This is a genomic window from Pygmaiobacter massiliensis, from assembly GCF_900199435.1.
Lineage (GTDB): Bacteria > Bacillota > Clostridia > Oscillospirales > Ruminococcaceae > Pygmaiobacter > Pygmaiobacter massiliensis.
The window spans coordinates 661,355-678,570 of record NZ_OAML01000003.1 but is presented as its reverse complement, the minus strand read 5'-3'; the positions used below and the strand labels follow the sequence as shown (position 1 = coordinate 678,570).

Genomic DNA, 17,216 nt, shown 5'->3' with positions numbered 1-17,216 from the left:
ATGCTTATTCATATTTAAAAATCACTCCGCCATAAACTTTATATATATTGCTTTAATTTGTTTTTTGTGTTTCTAGCGGCATTGTAGTTTTTCTTTAGCCAATCAGCAATAAAACAAAAATCATTTATTTTTAGCGGTTTTTTCTCTATTTTTAAACGTTTTATAATAAATATTCATAATTTTTCACTTTTCCACAGCATCACTTTATGGTACAATATTCTTAAATATTTTTCCGGGCGAGGCTTTCCCCCTCTCTCGCTGTACCTTAAAAATTTCAGAAACAACAACAACTTGGAGGCTTTATGGCAAACACCAACAGTTCCTTCCCCCCTGCTGGAAAAACCGTATGGCATATTTGCAACGGTACCGCAGCTGTGCTGGCAATTGTGGGTTTCCTGCTGGATACCCCGCGCAATATTCTGCATGGCATTTACACTTATGTACATACCCCGGATATTCTCGTTACCGACTATTTCGTCATCGGTTCACCCGGTGCGGCTTTTGTAAATGCATCTATCGTCATGTTTATCTCTATTGCACTGCTTTGGTTCTGCAAAACACCCTTTACGGGGGGCGCTATTTCTCGCTGCTTTTTGATGGCGGGCTTTGCGCTTTTCGGCAAAAACCCAATTAATATTTTGCCGTTTTTTCTGGGCGTGTGGATCTACTGTAAAATTCGCAAACTGCCGATGGGCAACTACACCGCTGCGGCACTTTACGCCTCAGCACTTGCGCCCATCGTCAGCGATATGATGAACCGACCCGAGATTCCCTCGTACTGGGCACGTTTTCTGCTTGCGGTTATCGTCGGCGCGCTGATCAGCTACATCATGATTCCCGTGGCGGAGCACTCTTTCTCTGCGCATATGGGCTATACTCTTTTCAACTACGGCTTCGCTGGCGGGTTAATCGCGCTGGTTTTTGCCTCCATTATGAAATCCCTCGGCAACCCCATCGACACCGTCAGCATCTGGCAGACCGGCATCGACCCGTTTATCTTTTCTTTCCTGGTCGCCATCTGCCTTGGGCTCATTGTCACCGGCCTTCGTTATTCCGATTGGTCGTTTCAGCCCTTTATCAAGCTAATGCGCCGTACCGGCCGCGCCCCGTCTGACTTCATCACCTCCGACGGCATCGGTGCTACTTTTGTAAACATGGGCATCGTCGGCCTTATCTGCATCGCTTACATCGTTGCCATCGGCGGCGACCTGAACGGCCCTGTCATCGGTGCCATTCTTACCTGCGTGGGCTTTGCTTCCTGCGGTTTGCATCCGCGCAATGTTGTGCCTATCATTTCCGGCGTGTTTTTGATGTCACTTTTCATTACTTCCGGTACTGCCGACCCTTCAATGCAGCTTGCCGCTCTGTTCGGCACCGCACTTGCCCCTATTGCCGGGCAGTTTGGCTGGGTTTATGGCATCGTTGCCGGTATGCTGCACACCGCGCTCGTGCTTGTGCTGGCAGCGCCCTGCGGCGGTTACAACCTGTACAACAACGGTTTTTCCGCTGGTCTCATCGCGCTTATTATGATTGGTTTCATTCAGGGTTTTTCTCCGAAATGGCACCACGACGCAGAAGAGGTGTAACCTTTTTATTTGCTTTTTGCAACTTTTGCTGTTTTAACGCATAAGATATTCTGTGAACAAAGGCGTTCGCCCCAGCTTTTGGGGCGTGCGCCTTTTATTTTTGCAGATGAGGTGGAGCTATGTGCGGAATTGCCGGATTTTGTAACTTTGAACAGGATTTTACCAAAGAACGTCCCCGCTGGACCGATGCCTTGGTTGCCATGCGGGAAGCCATCGCTCACCGGGGCAGCGACCAAACCGGAGAATACTTACAGCCGCATCTGGGTTTTGCCCATACGCGGCTTTCTATTCGTGATATTGCCGGGGGCGCACAGCCTATGGTACGCAATGCCGGCGATGCAGTGTATGCGATTGTCTATAATGGCGAGGTGTATAACACCGATGAGCTGAAACCCGATTTAGAACGTGCCGGATACCGTTTTGAAACCACCACCGACACCGAGGTCATCCTTTATGCCTATATGGAATATGGCCCCGATTTTGTCACCAGGCTCAACGGCATTTTTGCTTTTGCTATTTGGGATGGGCAGCAACAGTGCTTGCTGCTGTATCGTGACCGGCTGGGTGTGAAACCCTTTTTTTACACGATTCAAAATGGCACCCTTATTTTCGGCTCCGAACTGAAAGCTTTGTTTGCCCACCCTGCAGTTACCCCCGAAGCAGATGAAAACAGCTTTCGCGAAGTTTTCGGTATTGGTCCCGCGCGCACCCCGGGCTGTGGTGTGTTTAAAGGAATTCACGAGCTGCACCCCGCCAGCTGTGCTATTTTTAGCCGAGACGGATTTTCGGAATCCGTTTACTGGGAGCTAAAGGCACAGGAGCATCAAGACAGCTATGCGCAAACGGTGGAAAAAGTTTCGTACCTTGTGCGGGACGCAATTACGCGCCAGATGGTGGCTGATGTGCCGGTTTGCAGCTTTCTCTCTGGCGGCATTGATTCCAGCATTGTGACCGCCGTGGCTTCTCAAGTGCTTGCAAAAAGTGGGGGCAAGCTGAACACGTTTTCTTTCGACTTTGCTGGCAACGATGAGAACTTTCACGCAAACGCCTTCCAACCGGAGCGCGACCGCCCTTATGTAGACAAAATGCTTACCGCATATGACCTTAACCACACTTATCTTGAGTGCGACGAATACAAACTGGTCGACTTACTGTATGATGCTGTGCGGGCCAAAGATCTGCCCGGCATGACCGATATTGACGGTTCGCTGCTGTATTTCTGCAAGCTGGTAAAGCAACACAACAAAGTCGCGCTTACCGGCGAATGTGCAGACGAGATTTTTGGCGGCTATCCGTGGTTTTACCGCAGCGAGCTGCTTTACGCAGACGGCTTTCCCTGGTCGAGCGATCTTTCTGCGCGCACCGCGCTGCTGAATATGGAAACCCTTCAGCGGTTGGATCTCGGCAGTTATTCCCGCGCAAAATACGAAGAATCACTTGCTATGATGCCGCATCTGAATGGCGAAAACGCCGAACAAAAGCGCCGCCGCGAGGTGAGCTATCTGAACATTCGATGGTTCATGCAAACCCTGCTGGACCGTATGGACCGCACCAGTATGGCTTGCGGATTGGAAGCGCGGGTGCCGTTTGCCGATCATCGCATTGTAGAGTATCTTTATAATGTACCCTGGGAGATGAAATACCAAAACGGTGTAGAAAAAGCACTGCTGCGTGATGCTTGCGGCGGGCTGCTGCCACCCGAGCTGATGCACCGCAAAAAAAGCCCTTACCCGAAAACCTATAGTCCACAGTATGAAAAATTGCTGGTACAAAGGGTTACTGCCATGTTGCAAGACCCCAACGCACCGGTAATGGCATTGCTTGACTGCGGCAAGACAGAGCAGTTTTTACAAAGCCCGAAAGATTATGGTAAGCCCTGGTTTGGCCAATTGATGGCAGGGCCTCAGATGCTAGCCTATATTTTGCAGGTCAACGATTGGATGCAGCGCTACCATCTGGAACTGCGTTAACCTTATTACCCAAAAGCAACCGCATTGGCAGTTATCACCCCGCCAATGCGGTTGCTTTATTTTACTATGGCCGCCTTTTTGTATATGCTCACAGCCGGGCTACCGCAGCACGATGAATGGCTATCGGTTTAACGCTATGGCAGCTGCTTTTTAAATACCACTAAGTTGTCTGCCTTTTAAAACATATTGCTTTGTTAAGATTTTTCACGCGGCAAACAACCATTTCAAATCATTTGCTGAAAAATACTTTAATTTGACTTTTTGTTGGCTTGATAATCCCCCTGCAACATGCTATCATTTGCTTAAAAGCTAAACTTTTATCACAAAAAAAATATATATTTATCCTTTATTTTAGGCAACCCATACATAAATGCGGCTTTGCTTTCGTATGGTGCCGTTTTGCAGCTTGCCATTTTTGTGATGAAAAAGCAAAAAAATTGTTGGTTTTTAGCCAACCGGAGGTGCTGACATGGAGGGATTTCGTTTTCCTGAAAATTTCGCGCTCGGTGCAGCTTCCGCCGCTACTCAGGTAGACGGCGACTGCAAAGAGAGCAACTGGTACGATTGGTACCAAAAAGGGCACATCAAAGACGGTTCTGACCCTGATATTGCGACAATGCATCGCAAATATCTGCGAGAGGACACCGAATTAATGGCCGAGATGGGGATTCGGCACTATCGCTTTGGGATTGAGTGGGCGCGTATTGAACCGCGTGAAGGCGAATTTCAAGAATGCGAGTTTTTAAAAATTAGAGAAGAAATCGAGCTATTGCAGTCACATGGTATCGCCGTGCTGCTTACCATTCATCATTTTTCCAACCCTATCTGGTTTGAGCAACGCGGTGCCTTTTTAAGTGCAGATTGTGTCCCAATTTTTCTGCGGTTCACCAAAAAGGTAGTAGAAAATCTGGGCGATCTTGTCAGCGAATACATCACCATCAACGAGCCCAACGTGTATGCCGTCAGTGGCTATTTCGGCGGCGACTTCCCTCCGGGAGAGAACAGCATGTCTAAGACGCTAAAGGTGATAAAAACATTAGGCGAGTGCCACCGCCGCGCCTATGAGGTGATACATAAGCAGCGCGAAACAATGGGTTATACCGATACCAAAGTCGGTTTTGCACACCATATGCGCGCGTTTGCCCCTTACCATGCAGGTAACCCGTGGCATCGTTTGTGCTGTCGCATTTCTGAAAAAATGTTCCAGACTGATATCAGTAAAACCTACTTGCTGGGCACTGAAAAAGACCCCGGCCAATATGCTGATTTTCTGGCCATTAATTATTACGCACGCACAGCCTCCAAAGGCTTTGCAGACGGCACCTTTCCCGGAGCATCAGTCAACGACCTCGGGTGGGAGATTTACCCGGCTGGCATTGCGGAATGCTGTGCCAAACTGCACGCCCTTTTGCCGCAGCTGCCCATTTATATTACCGAAAACGGCACTGCCGACAACCACGACACCTTCCGCCGGCACTACCTCTACGACCACCTCAGAGCCCTTTGCGAAAGCGGCCTGCCTGTAACCCGGTATTACCACTGGTGCTTTGTGGATAACTTTGAATGGCTGGAGGGCTTTACCGCACGTTTTGGCCTTGTGGAGCTGAACACCAAAACGATGGAGCGCACCATCAAACAGAGCGGCGAGTTTTATCGCCAAATGATAGCATACCACGGCGTAAGCGAAGAAATGGCAGTCGAAGCCGAAAAAGAGGTGTATCCGCATGCCTGAAACACTGTGGTGGAAGCAGCGCGTCATCTATCAAATTTATCCGATGAGCTTTTGTGATTCCAACGGAGACGGCATCGGTGACCTGCGCGGTATTCTTTCCAAACTCGATTACTTGAAAAGCTTAGGGGTAGGCGCGCTTTGGCTTTCTCCTGTTTACTGCTCGCCCAACGAAGATAATGGCTATGACATCAGCGACTACTGCAACATTCATGAGAATTACGGCACCCTTGCCGATATGGATGAGCTGATTGCAGAAGCTGCCCAGCGGGATATCAAGATTATCATGGATCTTGTCATCAACCATACCTCCAACCAGCACGAATGGTTTCAAAAAAGCCGCCGACGCATTGCCCCTTACACCGATTATTATATCTGGCAAAAGGGCGAGCCCGGCAAAAAGCCCTCTAACTGGGGCAGCTTTTTTGGAGAAGACTGCTGGGAGTACGACGAACTGCGCGGCGAATATTACCTGCACCTTTTTGCAAAGGGCCAGCCGGATCTCAATTACCACAACGATGCCGTTATTGAAGCGGTAGAAAATGTGATGCGCTTTTGGCTTGCGCGTGGAGTAGCCGGATTCCGCTGTGATGTTATCAACATCCTCTATAAAGATTCGTTAAAAAACGGGCGTTGGAAGCCTGCCCTTACAGGAAGTGAGCATTATATCTCCACAAACGGCACGCATCAATTGCTTAATCGTTTCCGCCGCGAGGTATTTGAGCCTTACGACTGCTACACGGTCGGTGAAACGGTGTTTGTTACGCCGCAAATGGCGGACGATTTGGTCAATCCTTCTCGGGCAGAATTGGACTGTGTCTTCTCTTTTGAGCATATGGAAACCGACTGCCATTTTGTAAAGTGGTTTTTGCGCAAATTTTCGCCAGATCGCTTTTTTGATACGCTGACCAAATGGCAGACCTCGCTGGACTGGAACACCGTCTATTTTGAAAACCATGACCAGCCCCGCAGTGTTTCCCGCTTTGGGGACGACGGTGCATTCCACAACCAAAGTGCGAAAGCGCTTGCCACGTTGTTGCTTACCTTGCGCGGCACTCCGTTTCTTTTCGAGGGCCAGGAAATCGGCATGACAAACTTCGACTATCCCGATATGGAGAAAGTACGCGACGTGGAATCCATCAATATCTGGAATCTGACCGGTCGGCTGCACCTACCGCAGTCTTTGCGCTGGAAGATGATAAAAACAAAAAGTCGTGACAACGCACGCACCCCGATGCAGTGGAATGATACTGTAAATGGCGGTTTTTCTACCGGTACGCCCTGGCTTTCGGTCAACGGTAACTATCCGCTGTTTAATGTGGAGCAGCAGCTTCGCGACGAAGGCTCGGTGCTGCAGTATTATCAGGCGCTTATTGCCTACCGCAACCAAAGCCCGGTATTGCAGGCTGGCAGCTTTGCGCCGCTATACCGACAAAATGGTGTATATGCTTACGCTCGCACTTTTGAAGGCGAAACACTGCGTGTTGTGATAAACCTCACCGCTGAAGCAAAACCTTCGCCTTTTGAGGGCAAGGCGATATTCTCCAGCTATAACAAAGCAGAAGTGGACGGCACCCTTGCGCCGTACGAAGCTGCAATACTGAGGGGGTGAGTGTTTGCAGTACATTACACAAGCAGAAAAATTGTTTTTACTGCGCACCGACGAAACAGCTTACCTGCTGCTTATCAATGAATATGGGCATCCTGAACATCTGCACTATGGTACGCCGGTAGCACTGGCCGATGCAGCGGCACTGCGGTATAAGCGCACGATGCCATATGGTGCCGAAGTGCTGTATGCCGAAGATGACCCGACCTATTGTTTGGATAATCTGCCGCTGGAATGGTCAGGCATCGGCAAGGGAGATTTTCGGGTTTCGCCCATTGAACTGGAGCTACCGGACGGCTCGTACACCTGCGACTTTGTATTTCAATGTGCCAAACTGCAGCCCGGCGCCCGTGGGGCAGCAACGCTGCCGGGTGCTTACGCCGAAGAAAGTGCAGACGCTGAAACGCTGGTGCTTACTTTAAAAGAAAAGGTATTCGCGCTGCAACTGGAGCTTATCTACACCGTATACCCGCATGAAAACGTAATCACTCGCAGTAGCGTATTACATAGCCAAGAGGCAAGCCCAGTCAGGATACGGCGGATGATGAGCCAGCTGCTCGATTTGCCGAATGACGGCTACCGGCTGGTTACATTGGATGGGGACTGGATTCAAGAAGCACACCGGCACGATCGGGCGCTGATGCCCGGCTGTTTTGTGAACGAAAGTACCACCGGCAATTCCTCTAACCGGCATAACCCCGGCGTGATGCTTGCCGCCCCCACTGCCTGTGAAGACAGCGGTAACGTATATGGCTTTAACCTTATTTACAGCGGCAACCATTACACTGCGGTCGAGCTCTCGCCCCGCAACATGGTGCGTATTGTCTCCGGCATTAACCCGCTTTGCTTTTGCTGGCAACTGGTCCAGGGCGAAACATTTGAAACACCCGAAGCGGTACTTACTTTTTCGTCCCATGGCTTTAATGGAATGAGCCATAATTTCCACGAATTTATTCTCCACCGTATTCTGCGCGGAGACTGGAAAGCAAAAGACCGCCCTGTGCTTTTGAACAACTGGGAAGCCCATTTTTTTGATTTCACCCGCCGCAAGCTGTTACGTCTGGCCCGGCGGGCAAAAAAGCTGGGCGTAGAACTTTTTGTGCTGGATGACGGCTGGTTTGGGGCGCGCAACAGCGACCACGCTGGTCTCGGAGATTATACGGTCAACCGAAAAAAGCTAAGAGATGGCATCGAGGGCCTAGCCCAACGAATTAATGCGTTAGGGATGCAGTTTGGGTTGTGGTTTGAACCAGAGTCAATTAACACCGACAGCGAGCTGTACCGTAACCACCCGGAATACGCAATGCAGCTGCCAAGGCGCACCCCCGCATTGGGCCGCAATCAGTTGTTACTGAACCTTGCAAATCCTGCTGTGCGAGATTACATTGTAGAAAACGTCAGCAGTATTTTGGATCGCGCGAACATTACTTATGTGAAATGGGATATGAACCGTCACATGAGCGATATGTACTCTGCGGTTTGCCCAGCCGGAGAGCTTTATCATCGGTACATCTTAGGTCTTTACGAGGTACTGGAGCGCATTTTCCGGCCTCGGCCGCATATTCTGCTCGAAAGCTGCGCTTCCGGCGGCAACCGGTTTGACTTGGGTATGCTTTGCTATTCGCAGCAAATATGGGCATCCGACAACACAGACCCCATAGAACGGCTAAAAATACAGAAGGGCTTTTCGTATTTCTATCCCCCCGTTTGCATGGGGGCTCATGTTTCACAATCTCCTCATCAGCAGACGCTGCGCTCTACCCCGCTTTCTACCCGGTTTAATGTTGCGGCATTCGGGGCACTGGGGTATGAGCTGGACCTCGCGGAGCTTTCGCCGATCGAGCATCGGCAAATCAAAGAACAGATTTCATTTTATAAGCAGGTTCGGCACACCTTGCAGTTTGGGCGGTTCTACCGTTACCAGCTGCCTGAGATAAACAAAGATGTTTTCCTTGCAGTTGCGCCGGACCAATCCCATGCGGTACTCAGCTTTGTACAAACCCTTGCCACAGCCGGCGACAGCAACGATGTGCTGCGGGTCAAAGGCTTAGACGCCAACGCATGTTACCGGCTAACCGCCGTGCCACAAAAGGTATCGCTCGCACGGTTTGGTGGACTGCTGAAGCACATTATGCCATTTACACTGCGGGCAGACGGCTTTATTTTGCGCACTGCAAATCGCGTGCACGCGCTGCCCGATGGTCCGTTCTCGCTTTGTACCAGCGGTGCTGCGCTGCAAAGCGGTGTTGGACTGAATGACCAGTTCATCGGCACCGGATACCACAAGGATTTGCGACTATGGGGAGATTTCGGTTCTCAACTTTACGTTGTAGAGCTTGAGCAAGAGGAGGAAGCAGAATGACGAAACTGGACAGACGGAATATGATCTTTTTTGGTCTCGGCACCGTCGGTCGGGATATGTTCTATGCGCTCGAGGCGAACGCGCTGATTTATTATCTTTCGAATGTGATGCAGCTGCCCATTGGGGTTTTTGTGGCAACTAGCCTGGTTTTCACTGTGCTGCGGGTGTTTGATGCACTCAATGATCCTTTTATGGGGCTGCTGGTAGACAACTGCCGCTCCAAACATGGAAAATTCAAACCACCAATGCTGTTTGGCGCACTGGCAGGCGCCGCCTGCTATCTTGTACTTTTTACTGATTTTGGCCTGCGTAACTACTGGTTTGTGGCCATCTTTGCTATTGCTTACATCCTTTGGGATATTTTCTATGGGCTCAATGATATTGCCTATTGGTCGATGCTTCCTTCGCTGAGTGTAGACCAGAAAGTACGCGAAAACATGGGCGCTTTTGCCCGCATCTGCGCAAACATCGGTATGTTTGCCATTATGGTAGGCTGGGAGCCGATTACCCGCGGCCTTGGCAACACCCCAAAGGCATGGTTCCTCGTTGCGCTCACCGTAACGGTGCTGATGCTGCTGTTCCAGCTGTTCACTCTTCTGGGTGTTAAAGAAAAAACCACAATGTTTAAAGAAGAAGAGAAAACTTCTTTGCGTGATATGTGGGTGGTTATCGGTAAAAACGATCAACTGCTTTGGACAGCACTCTCCATGTCTCTGTTCACCATCGGCTATATGACAACCACGACTTTCTCTATCTACTATATGCAGTACGTTTTTGGCAACAAGGATATGTACGCTGTGCTCGCGGCTGTGGTTGGTGTAGCCCAACTTTCCGCCCTTACGGTTTTCCCCTTCTTTTCGAAGCGTCTCCCGCGCGAAAAGCTGTACCTTTACTCTACTTTTTTGGTCATCGCGGGGTATCTGGTATTCTTCTTTGCAGACCAAAGCCTTGCACTAGTGGTAGTGGCAGCGCTGCTGCTCTTTGTCGGCGAAGCTTTTATTCAACTGCTGATGCTGATGTTCTTAGAAGACACCATCGAATATGGGCAATGGAAATTACATAAGCGCAACGAGAGCATTACCCTTTCGGTACAGCCATTCATCAATAAAATCGGCGGTGCAGTATCCATGGGCTTTGTCAGCTTGGCGCTGGTTTGGGCCGGCATCAAAACCGGAGACACTGCCGCAGTTGCAATTGACGACGGCGGCAAATTAATCATTAAACTCGTAATGCTGCTTTTACCGCTTGTCTTTATTGTTACCGGCTACCTTATCTATCGCTTTAAATTTAAAATCAATAAAGAGATGTACGACCGCATTCTAGCTGATCTGCACGAACGCGGCGAGCTGAACCTTGACGCAAAGGATACAGCGCCCAATGCGTAACGCAGCATCTTTATAGCAAACTTCTATTCCATCGGCTTGCACATCATACCGCGAGAAAACGCATCGTTTCATATCATCGAAAAAGCATAAAACAACTAAAGGCAGAAGCTGCAAATAACAGCTTCTGCCTTTAGTTTTGTATTTTGAATGCATCGTGCCGAAAGATTTAGATTTGAGCAGCTGCTTCCTGATCCAACACCAGGATAAAGTCCGGGTGCATTTGCAAAATAGAAGCTGGTACTTCTGGCGTAACTGGACCGAAAAAGGCTTTTTTCACAATATCCGCCTTATCTGCCCCATTGACAACCATCAATATTTTACGAGCCTGCATAATAGATTTGATGCCCATAGTATAAGCTTCGCGCGGCACATCTTCTTTGCTCTCAAAAAAGCGCTTGTTGGCTTCGATGGTGGATTCAGTCAATTCCACACAGTGGGTACCCAGCTCAAATGCTACGTTGGGTTCGTTAAACCCAATATGCCCATCTCGGCCCAGCCCCAGCAGCTGCAAATCAATACCGCCCAGCTCATGAATCACCGAATCATAGCCTTCGCAAACAGCCTGTGCATCTAAATTTGCACCATCTGGCAGGTGAACATGGGCCGGCTGAATATTGATATGATTAAAGAAGTTTTGGTGCATAAAGTACCAGTAGCTCTGCGGATTTTCTTTGCTGATGCCCCGGTACTCGTCTAAGTTTACTGTCGTGACCTCTGCAAAATCAAGATCCCCTTTTCGGTACCACTCAATCAGCTGTGCATAGGTGCCAAGCGGGGTACCGCCGGTGGCGAGGCCCAGTACGCAGTTTGGCTTCATAATCACCTGTGCTGAAATGATATTAGCCGCCTTGCGCGACATTTCGGTGTAGTCTTTTGCACGAATAATTTTCATAATTCCGTCTTTCCTCTCTGCTGTTTTTGACGAGGCTGTCGATTTTTTCTACTGTCGTCACAGCCATTCCTCACCCATGCAAGCGCGGGCAAATATCCTCTGCTCTGCTTTGGGCCTGCTTTTCGCAGCATCCTTTCCTCTGCGCACACAATAAGGAGGAATCAGTGCGCGCAGAGGAGAGGATTGCGCTCGTGCCTAACTTGCCAGCCGCTATCCAGTTCCGCTATCAGGCTGCAAATTTCAGATTATGTAGACCCATTTCATCTGCCTTGCAGTCATTTTCTTATTGCCGCCTAAGCGCGGCAAAATCGCACCGTTGTTTTTGCGGTGCGATTTTGCACTATTGTGACTTTGCAAGGCTTTGTGGGCCAAAAGCCATTTTAATATATTGTTTTATTTAAGCAGTTTATTGAACTCGTCAGCTACAAACTGAACCTTGGGTCCAATGACTACCTGCACACTGGATTTGCCCGGACGAATAACACCCGCGACACCGGCAGATTTAATCTTCTTTTCATCTACCAGCAAACGGTCTTTTACTTCAAGGCGCAGGCGGGTAATGCAGTTATCAGCAGTCTCGATATTTGCTGCGCCGCCGCAGCCTTCGAGAATGATTCTTGCCATACCGGTATAGTCGTTGTTGGCAAGCTCAATCTTCATCTCTGCCGCATCGTCATCGTCCTCACGCCCTGGTGTTTTGAGGTTAAACTTTGTAATGGCAAAGCGGAACACAAGATAGAATACCACAAAAGCAGCAAGGCCCAGCGGGAGAATGAGCCAGGTTTTTGCAGCTGCGGGCAGCTGTGCCGAGAAGATGAGGTCGGTAAGGCCTGCCGAGAAAGAGAAGCCCGCGCGGAAACCGAGCATGCCGGTAATAACGGTGAACACACCATAAAGCAGTGCATAAATCAGATACAGGCCGGGAGCAAGGAACATAAATGCGAACTCGAACGGCTCGGTGACGCCGCAGATAAATGCGCAAAGTGCAGCTGAACCAACAAGGCCGATGGCCAGTTTGCGTTTATTGGTTTTTGCACTCTGAATCATGGCGAGCGCGGCACCGGGGATACCGAACATCATGCAGGGGAAGAAGCCGGACATATACATACCAAGGCTCCAGGTGACATTGTTAGCGCCCGTAACGTCGCCTGCCCAGAAGTGGGTGAGGTCGCCGAGGCCAATTGTATCAAACCAGAATACGTTGTTAAGCGCGTGGTGCAAGCCGGTCGGGATAAGTAAACGGTTGAGGAATGCGTAGATGCCTGCGCCCACATAATCCAGGCTGACAATGCTCTTGCCTAGGGCAACGAGCGCACCAAACAGAATCGGCCAGACGAACAGCAGCACAACGGAAGCCAAAATCGAAACTACTGCAGTTACGATGGCAACGCTGCGTTTGCCGCTGAAGAACGCGAGAACATCCGGCAGCTTTGTGCTCTTAAACCGGTTATAGCAAGCGCCCGCAATCAAGCCAGCGATGATGCCAATAAACGGGTTCTGAATTTTGTTAAATGCAATGGTTGCGCTTTGATTTTCTGCAATTGCCGGGATGATGGTGGTGACAACACTGGTGCTGAGCAGAGTGGTCATCATCAACCAAGAAACGAGACCCGCAAGGCCTGCGGTGCCGTCGTGATCATCTGCCATGCCGACTGCGACACCCACCGCAAACAGCAAGGCCATGTTGTCGATCAAAGCGCCGCCCGCTTTTACCAAAAACAAACCTACTGTCGGCAAAAAGCCGACGATATCGCCGCCCTGCATGGTTGCCGGGCAAAGCGCATAGCCGAGACCCATTAAAATGCCGCACACCGGCAGGCACGATACGGGCAACATTAAAGATTTGCCCAATTTTTGCAAATAGCGCATCATAATATGACTTTCCTCCTTATTTTGTATAAACCTAAGAACCGCCGGCCCACAGCAGTTCATCGTTCCATTTTAAAGATTTGCCGCCAAAAATTCGCTGATAGCAGCCGCAGCCATCTCTTCGTCTATACCTTCGCAGGTAATGGTCAGCGGAGTATTTTGTTTTGCCGCCAGCTTCATCACTGCTAAAATCCGCTTGGCGTCCGCCTCATTTTCCGGCGTTGCCAGCCGAATATTACACGCAAACCCAGCAGCCAGCTTTGCAAGCTGGCCTGCCGGTCGGGCGTGAAGCCCGACTGGGTCGGTGAGAAGATGTGTGAACTGTTTCATACGCTATACCTCGCTTTCGCAAACCCGTTTACGCAGGGCAAGTACCTCGCCCGGGGCTACGGATAATTCGTCAAATCCCATTTTTAAAAAGCGTTCTGTCAACTGTGGGTCTGCAGCAAGCTCTCCGCAGATGCCTGCCCAAATGCCCGCTTTATGAGCACTTTCAGCAATATAGGCAAGCATATTCAGCACCGCGGGATGATGTGGATCGCAGTAAGGCATCACTGCCGCATTCTGCCGGTCTGCCGCCAGCAGATACTGAGTTAAATCGTTGGTTCCCACACTAAAAAAGTCCACCATCTGCGCAAGCTGCTCACTGCAAATTGCCGCCGCTGGCGTTTCTATCATTACGCCAATTTCCGGCTTACCATGGGCGATGCCCTGCGCAGTCAGCTCTGCTTCCACACTCTCGCAGATGCTGCGTGCTTTTTCCACTTCCCACGCCGATGCAATCATCGGAAACATGATGCTGACAGGGCCACCTGCCGCCGCCCGGTAGATGGCACGCAACCCGGTGCAAAAAACATCTTCTCGGCCAAGGCAAAACCGAATTCCACGCTCACCAAGTGCGGGGTTTTCTTCTTCTTTTAGTCCCAGATAATCCGCTCGCTTATCCGCACCGATATCAATCGTGCGGACAATGACCGGTTTTCCCTGCATCGTATCCACTACACTGCGGTACGCCGTGTAAAGTTCTTGTTCATTGGGGTAATCCTCGCGCCCCAGGTACAAAAACTCGCTGCGCAACAGCCCGATGCCTTCGGCATCCCCACACATTGCGGCTTTTGCATCTTCTACATTCCCGATATTGGCATAGATTCGTACTGTTTTGCCCGATTGAGTAACGCTCGGCTTGCCGCGCCATGCTTCCAGTTCCCGGACCTTTTGACTCTGCGCATTCCGGCAGGCATTCAGCGCTTTTATCGTTTGCTCGTCAGGGTCAAGCGTATAGGTTCCGGTAAATCCGTCCACCGCCATTTGCCGCCCTGCAAGCTCCGGAGAAAGTTCAATCTCTGTTTGCACAAGGGAAGGGATATTCAGCGTACGTGCCAGAATGGCCGTGTGGCTGTTGGTAGACCCTTGCTTTGTTACAAGCGCAAGAATATTCTCTCGGGGCAGCTGGATGGTTTCGCTGGGGCCCAAATCTTCTGCCAAAACAATTGCGGGCTCTGGCAAAGAAATAGCATCCTGATTGCTGAGAATTGCTGCCAGCCGACGGGCTATATCTTGAATGTCGGCTGCCCTGGCTTTCATATATTCATCGTCGAGCGCTGCAAATTCTGCGCTGCACTCTTTCCCTGCATCTAAAGCGGCCTGTGCAGCACTTGCGCCCTTTCGAATTTTCACCGTCACATTGTCCAAAAAATCTTGATCCTGCAACATCATCTGCTGCACCTCAAGAATCATGACCTGTTCTTCGCCCAGGTCCTTGCGGGCATGCTCGGCAAGCTGCTCTAACTGGGCATCTGCCTCTTTGCAGGCACGTGCGAAGCTCTCCTGCTCTTGCTGCGGGTCGCCGCTTCCCGTAGTATCTATAGGACGATTACGCTGCAAAAGGCATACCTTGCCTACCGCTATCCCTGCAAATGCCGGAATTCCTTTTCCCTGTTTCATAAGCCACGCCCTTTCCGCCACAAGGGCTTTATTTTTTCAACGTCATAACCGGCTCGCCCTCTGCGACAACGGTGCCGATGTGCGGGGTGATGGTTTTAAATTCGTCGCTGTTGCAGATAACCATGGGGGTGACCGTATCATAGCCTTCCGCAGCAATCGCTGCACGGTCAAACTCGATTAGGAGCTGCCCCTCTTTTACCACGTCGCCCGTTTTAGTGTGCACCGTAAAGTGCTTGCCTTTGAGGTTGACGGTATCAAGGCCTACGTGAATCAGCACCTCGGCGCCGAAATTCGCCTTTAAGCTGACGGCATGCCCGGTGTCAAACATCAAATCCACAACTGCGTCGCAGGGGGCAACAATACGGTTACTTTCTGGCACAATCGCGATGCCTTTGCCCAAAATTTCGGTGCTAAAGGTTTCGTCCTTTACCGCGGTGACCGATACCGCTTTGCCCGCCGCTGGGGCGCTCAACCGGTACCCGTCATTTTTAAACAGTTTCCCTAACCATTCCATTGTGTGTGCTATCCTTTCTGTCTTGCCCTACCCGCTTCCGGCGTTCTTGTGCTGCAACGGCAGGCACGGTGAAAATAAACCGCAAGGTTGGCAATTTGTTCTTCTGTGATGGGACGATTGTACTGCACCTGAAGGTAGCGCCCCACCTGCCGTGCGCATTGGTATTCTGAAGCATAAATTTTACGCACCATACCAACAAAAGCGGGTTCTCCCTCTTCGGCTTCGTTTGCTTCGAATGCGCGCATCACTAAAAATTTCAGATGGACAATCAGCTCATCGTAATAAAGCGTATCCTCTTGAATCGGCAATTCTGGGTACTGGTGGATAATTTCCAGAATTCCTTTGATGGCCTGTGTGATATGTAGTGTTTCACTTAATGAGGTTTCATATTCCGCATTGACCAGATGAAGTGCAATACTCGCGGCCTCATCTTCGGGAAAACGAATCCCCTGCTCTTGTTCAATCAAGTCCAGCGCGTGTTTGCCAACAGCAAACTCTTGCGGATAAAACACTTTTACTTCTGTCAGCAGCGCATTTTGGAACATCATCCCCTGCTTCATACGCTGCACTGCAAACCCAATGTGGTCAGTGAGCGTCAAATAAACGCTCGGGCTCAAACGGCGGCTCAGTGTTTCGGTGGCATAGGCGATGATGCGGGCGCACATTTCAATTTCCTCCGGAGGAAGGCTAGCCAAAAGATCTTTGAATCGATCCGTTTCGCCTTGTGTCTCCATGCGAAATATTTTTTCCGCCTGTGCCGATAACAATGCCATTCCGGGTTTTGCGCTAAAGCCCAGCCCACGCCCCATCGCGATTAACTCTCGGCCGGAATCATCTACGCAGCTTACTACGTTATTGTTGATTACTTTTTGTATTCGCACGATAATTCCTCCTTTTAGAACTGGCGATGCGCGACTTTATAAAAAAAAACCAAATTCTGCAAAACACGGCAAAACGCCGACCATTGCAGAATTTGGTTTTGCCTGTTACAAACACAGTAACAATCCAATTTCTTGATGCCAGTTTAGCAAGTCGTTCACAGAATGTCAACAATGATATTGTCGATTGATTCTTTTTTGTTGACATTCACAACATTACGGATTTAGGCTTGTGCATTTGTGCGGCAGAGCTATGGAAACGTGTTCTTGAATTTGTACTTTTGTTGCATTTTACTTTTTGCTTATTTTGTAACCATCGCTGCCCTGTTGCAAAGGCATTACAGTAAACTTGACAAACAGATAAAACTGCGTTACAACAAACTAGCAAAGATAAAAACACAGTTCCGGTCGGTAGTCCGGACGCAGCATACGCTGTCAGTAACCTGCCTCCTTGGTTGTCCGTTCTTTGTAAGGCATT

The 17,216-nt window shown here is 49.9% G+C and carries 12 protein-coding genes; 6 read left to right on the top strand and 6 right to left on the bottom strand.

Features of this window, described 5'->3' with window-relative positions:
* Positions 1–302: 302 nt before the first annotated feature.
* The 6 genes from C1A11_RS07730 to C1A11_RS07705 all read left to right on the top strand — a co-directional run bounded on the left by C1A11_RS07730 (position 303) and on the right by C1A11_RS07705 (position 10,641).
* Positions 303–1,586 carry a DUF1576 domain-containing protein gene (locus C1A11_RS07730; RefSeq protein ID WP_102049906.1) on the top strand — a complete coding sequence of 428 codons (1,284 nt, stop codon included), beginning with the start codon at positions 303–305 and terminating at the stop codon, positions 1,584–1,586.
* A 119-nt stretch (positions 1,587–1,705) separates the two neighbouring features.
* Positions 1,706–3,556 carry an asparagine synthase (glutamine-hydrolyzing) gene (gene asnB, locus C1A11_RS07725; RefSeq protein ID WP_102049905.1) on the top strand — a complete coding sequence of 617 codons (1,851 nt, stop codon included), beginning with the start codon at positions 1,706–1,708 and terminating at the stop codon, positions 3,554–3,556.
* A gap of 469 nt (positions 3,557–4,025) precedes the next feature.
* Entirely contained in the window at positions 4,026–5,288 is a 1,263-nt protein-coding gene (locus tag C1A11_RS07720; protein ID WP_102049904.1) for a glycoside hydrolase family 1 protein, read from the top strand.
* Positions 5,281–6,897, top strand: coding sequence for a glycoside hydrolase family 13 protein (locus C1A11_RS07715; RefSeq protein ID WP_102049903.1), 1,617 nt, complete (start codon positions 5,281–5,283; stop codon positions 6,895–6,897). The genes C1A11_RS07720 and C1A11_RS07715 overlap by 8 nt, the downstream gene beginning before the upstream one ends.
* A 4-nt stretch (positions 6,898–6,901) precedes the next feature.
* On the top strand, positions 6,902–9,256 hold the full coding sequence (locus C1A11_RS07710; RefSeq protein ID WP_242965870.1) for an alpha-galactosidase: 2,355 nt from the start codon (positions 6,902–6,904) through the stop codon (positions 9,254–9,256).
* Positions 9,253–10,641 (top strand): glycoside-pentoside-hexuronide (GPH):cation symporter, encoded by a 1,389-nt coding sequence (locus C1A11_RS07705; protein ID WP_102049902.1) that lies wholly within the window; start codon positions 9,253–9,255, stop codon positions 10,639–10,641. The genes C1A11_RS07710 and C1A11_RS07705 overlap by 4 nt, the downstream gene beginning before the upstream one ends.
* Before the next feature lie 166 nt (positions 10,642–10,807).
* Here C1A11_RS07705 and nagB read toward each other — a convergent pair whose 3' ends face one another.
* From nagB to licT, 6 genes are all read right to left on the bottom strand, one after another.
* Positions 10,808–11,533 carry a glucosamine-6-phosphate deaminase gene (gene nagB, locus C1A11_RS07700; protein ID WP_102049901.1) on the bottom strand — a complete coding sequence of 242 codons (726 nt, stop codon included), beginning with the start codon at positions 11,531–11,533 and terminating at the stop codon, positions 10,808–10,810.
* Positions 11,534–11,926: 393 nt separating this feature from the next.
* Complete coding sequence (gene nagE / locus C1A11_RS07695) at positions 11,927–13,405, bottom strand: N-acetylglucosamine-specific PTS transporter subunit IIBC (RefSeq protein WP_102049900.1); 1,479 nt, start codon at positions 13,403–13,405, stop codon at positions 11,927–11,929.
* A 69-nt stretch (positions 13,406–13,474) separates the two neighbouring features.
* Positions 13,475–13,732, bottom strand: a complete 258-nt coding sequence (locus C1A11_RS07690; RefSeq protein WP_102049899.1) for an HPr family phosphocarrier protein — start codon at positions 13,730–13,732, stop codon at positions 13,475–13,477.
* A gap of 3 nt (positions 13,733–13,735) precedes the next feature.
* A complete protein-coding gene (gene ptsP / locus C1A11_RS07685; RefSeq protein WP_102049898.1) occupies positions 13,736–15,346 on the bottom strand; it encodes a phosphoenolpyruvate--protein phosphotransferase in 1,611 nt (536 codons plus the stop codon).
* 28 nt (positions 15,347–15,374) lie between these two features.
* Positions 15,375–15,860: a PTS sugar transporter subunit IIA gene (locus C1A11_RS07680; RefSeq protein ID WP_102049897.1), complete on the bottom strand. Its 486-nt coding sequence runs from the start codon at positions 15,858–15,860 to the stop codon at positions 15,375–15,377.
* Between the two features lie 8 nt (positions 15,861–15,868).
* Positions 15,869–16,741, bottom strand: a complete 873-nt coding sequence (licT, locus tag C1A11_RS07675) for a BglG family transcription antiterminator LicT (protein WP_102049896.1) — start codon at positions 16,739–16,741, stop codon at positions 15,869–15,871.
* Positions 16,742–17,216 lie beyond the last annotated feature (475 nt).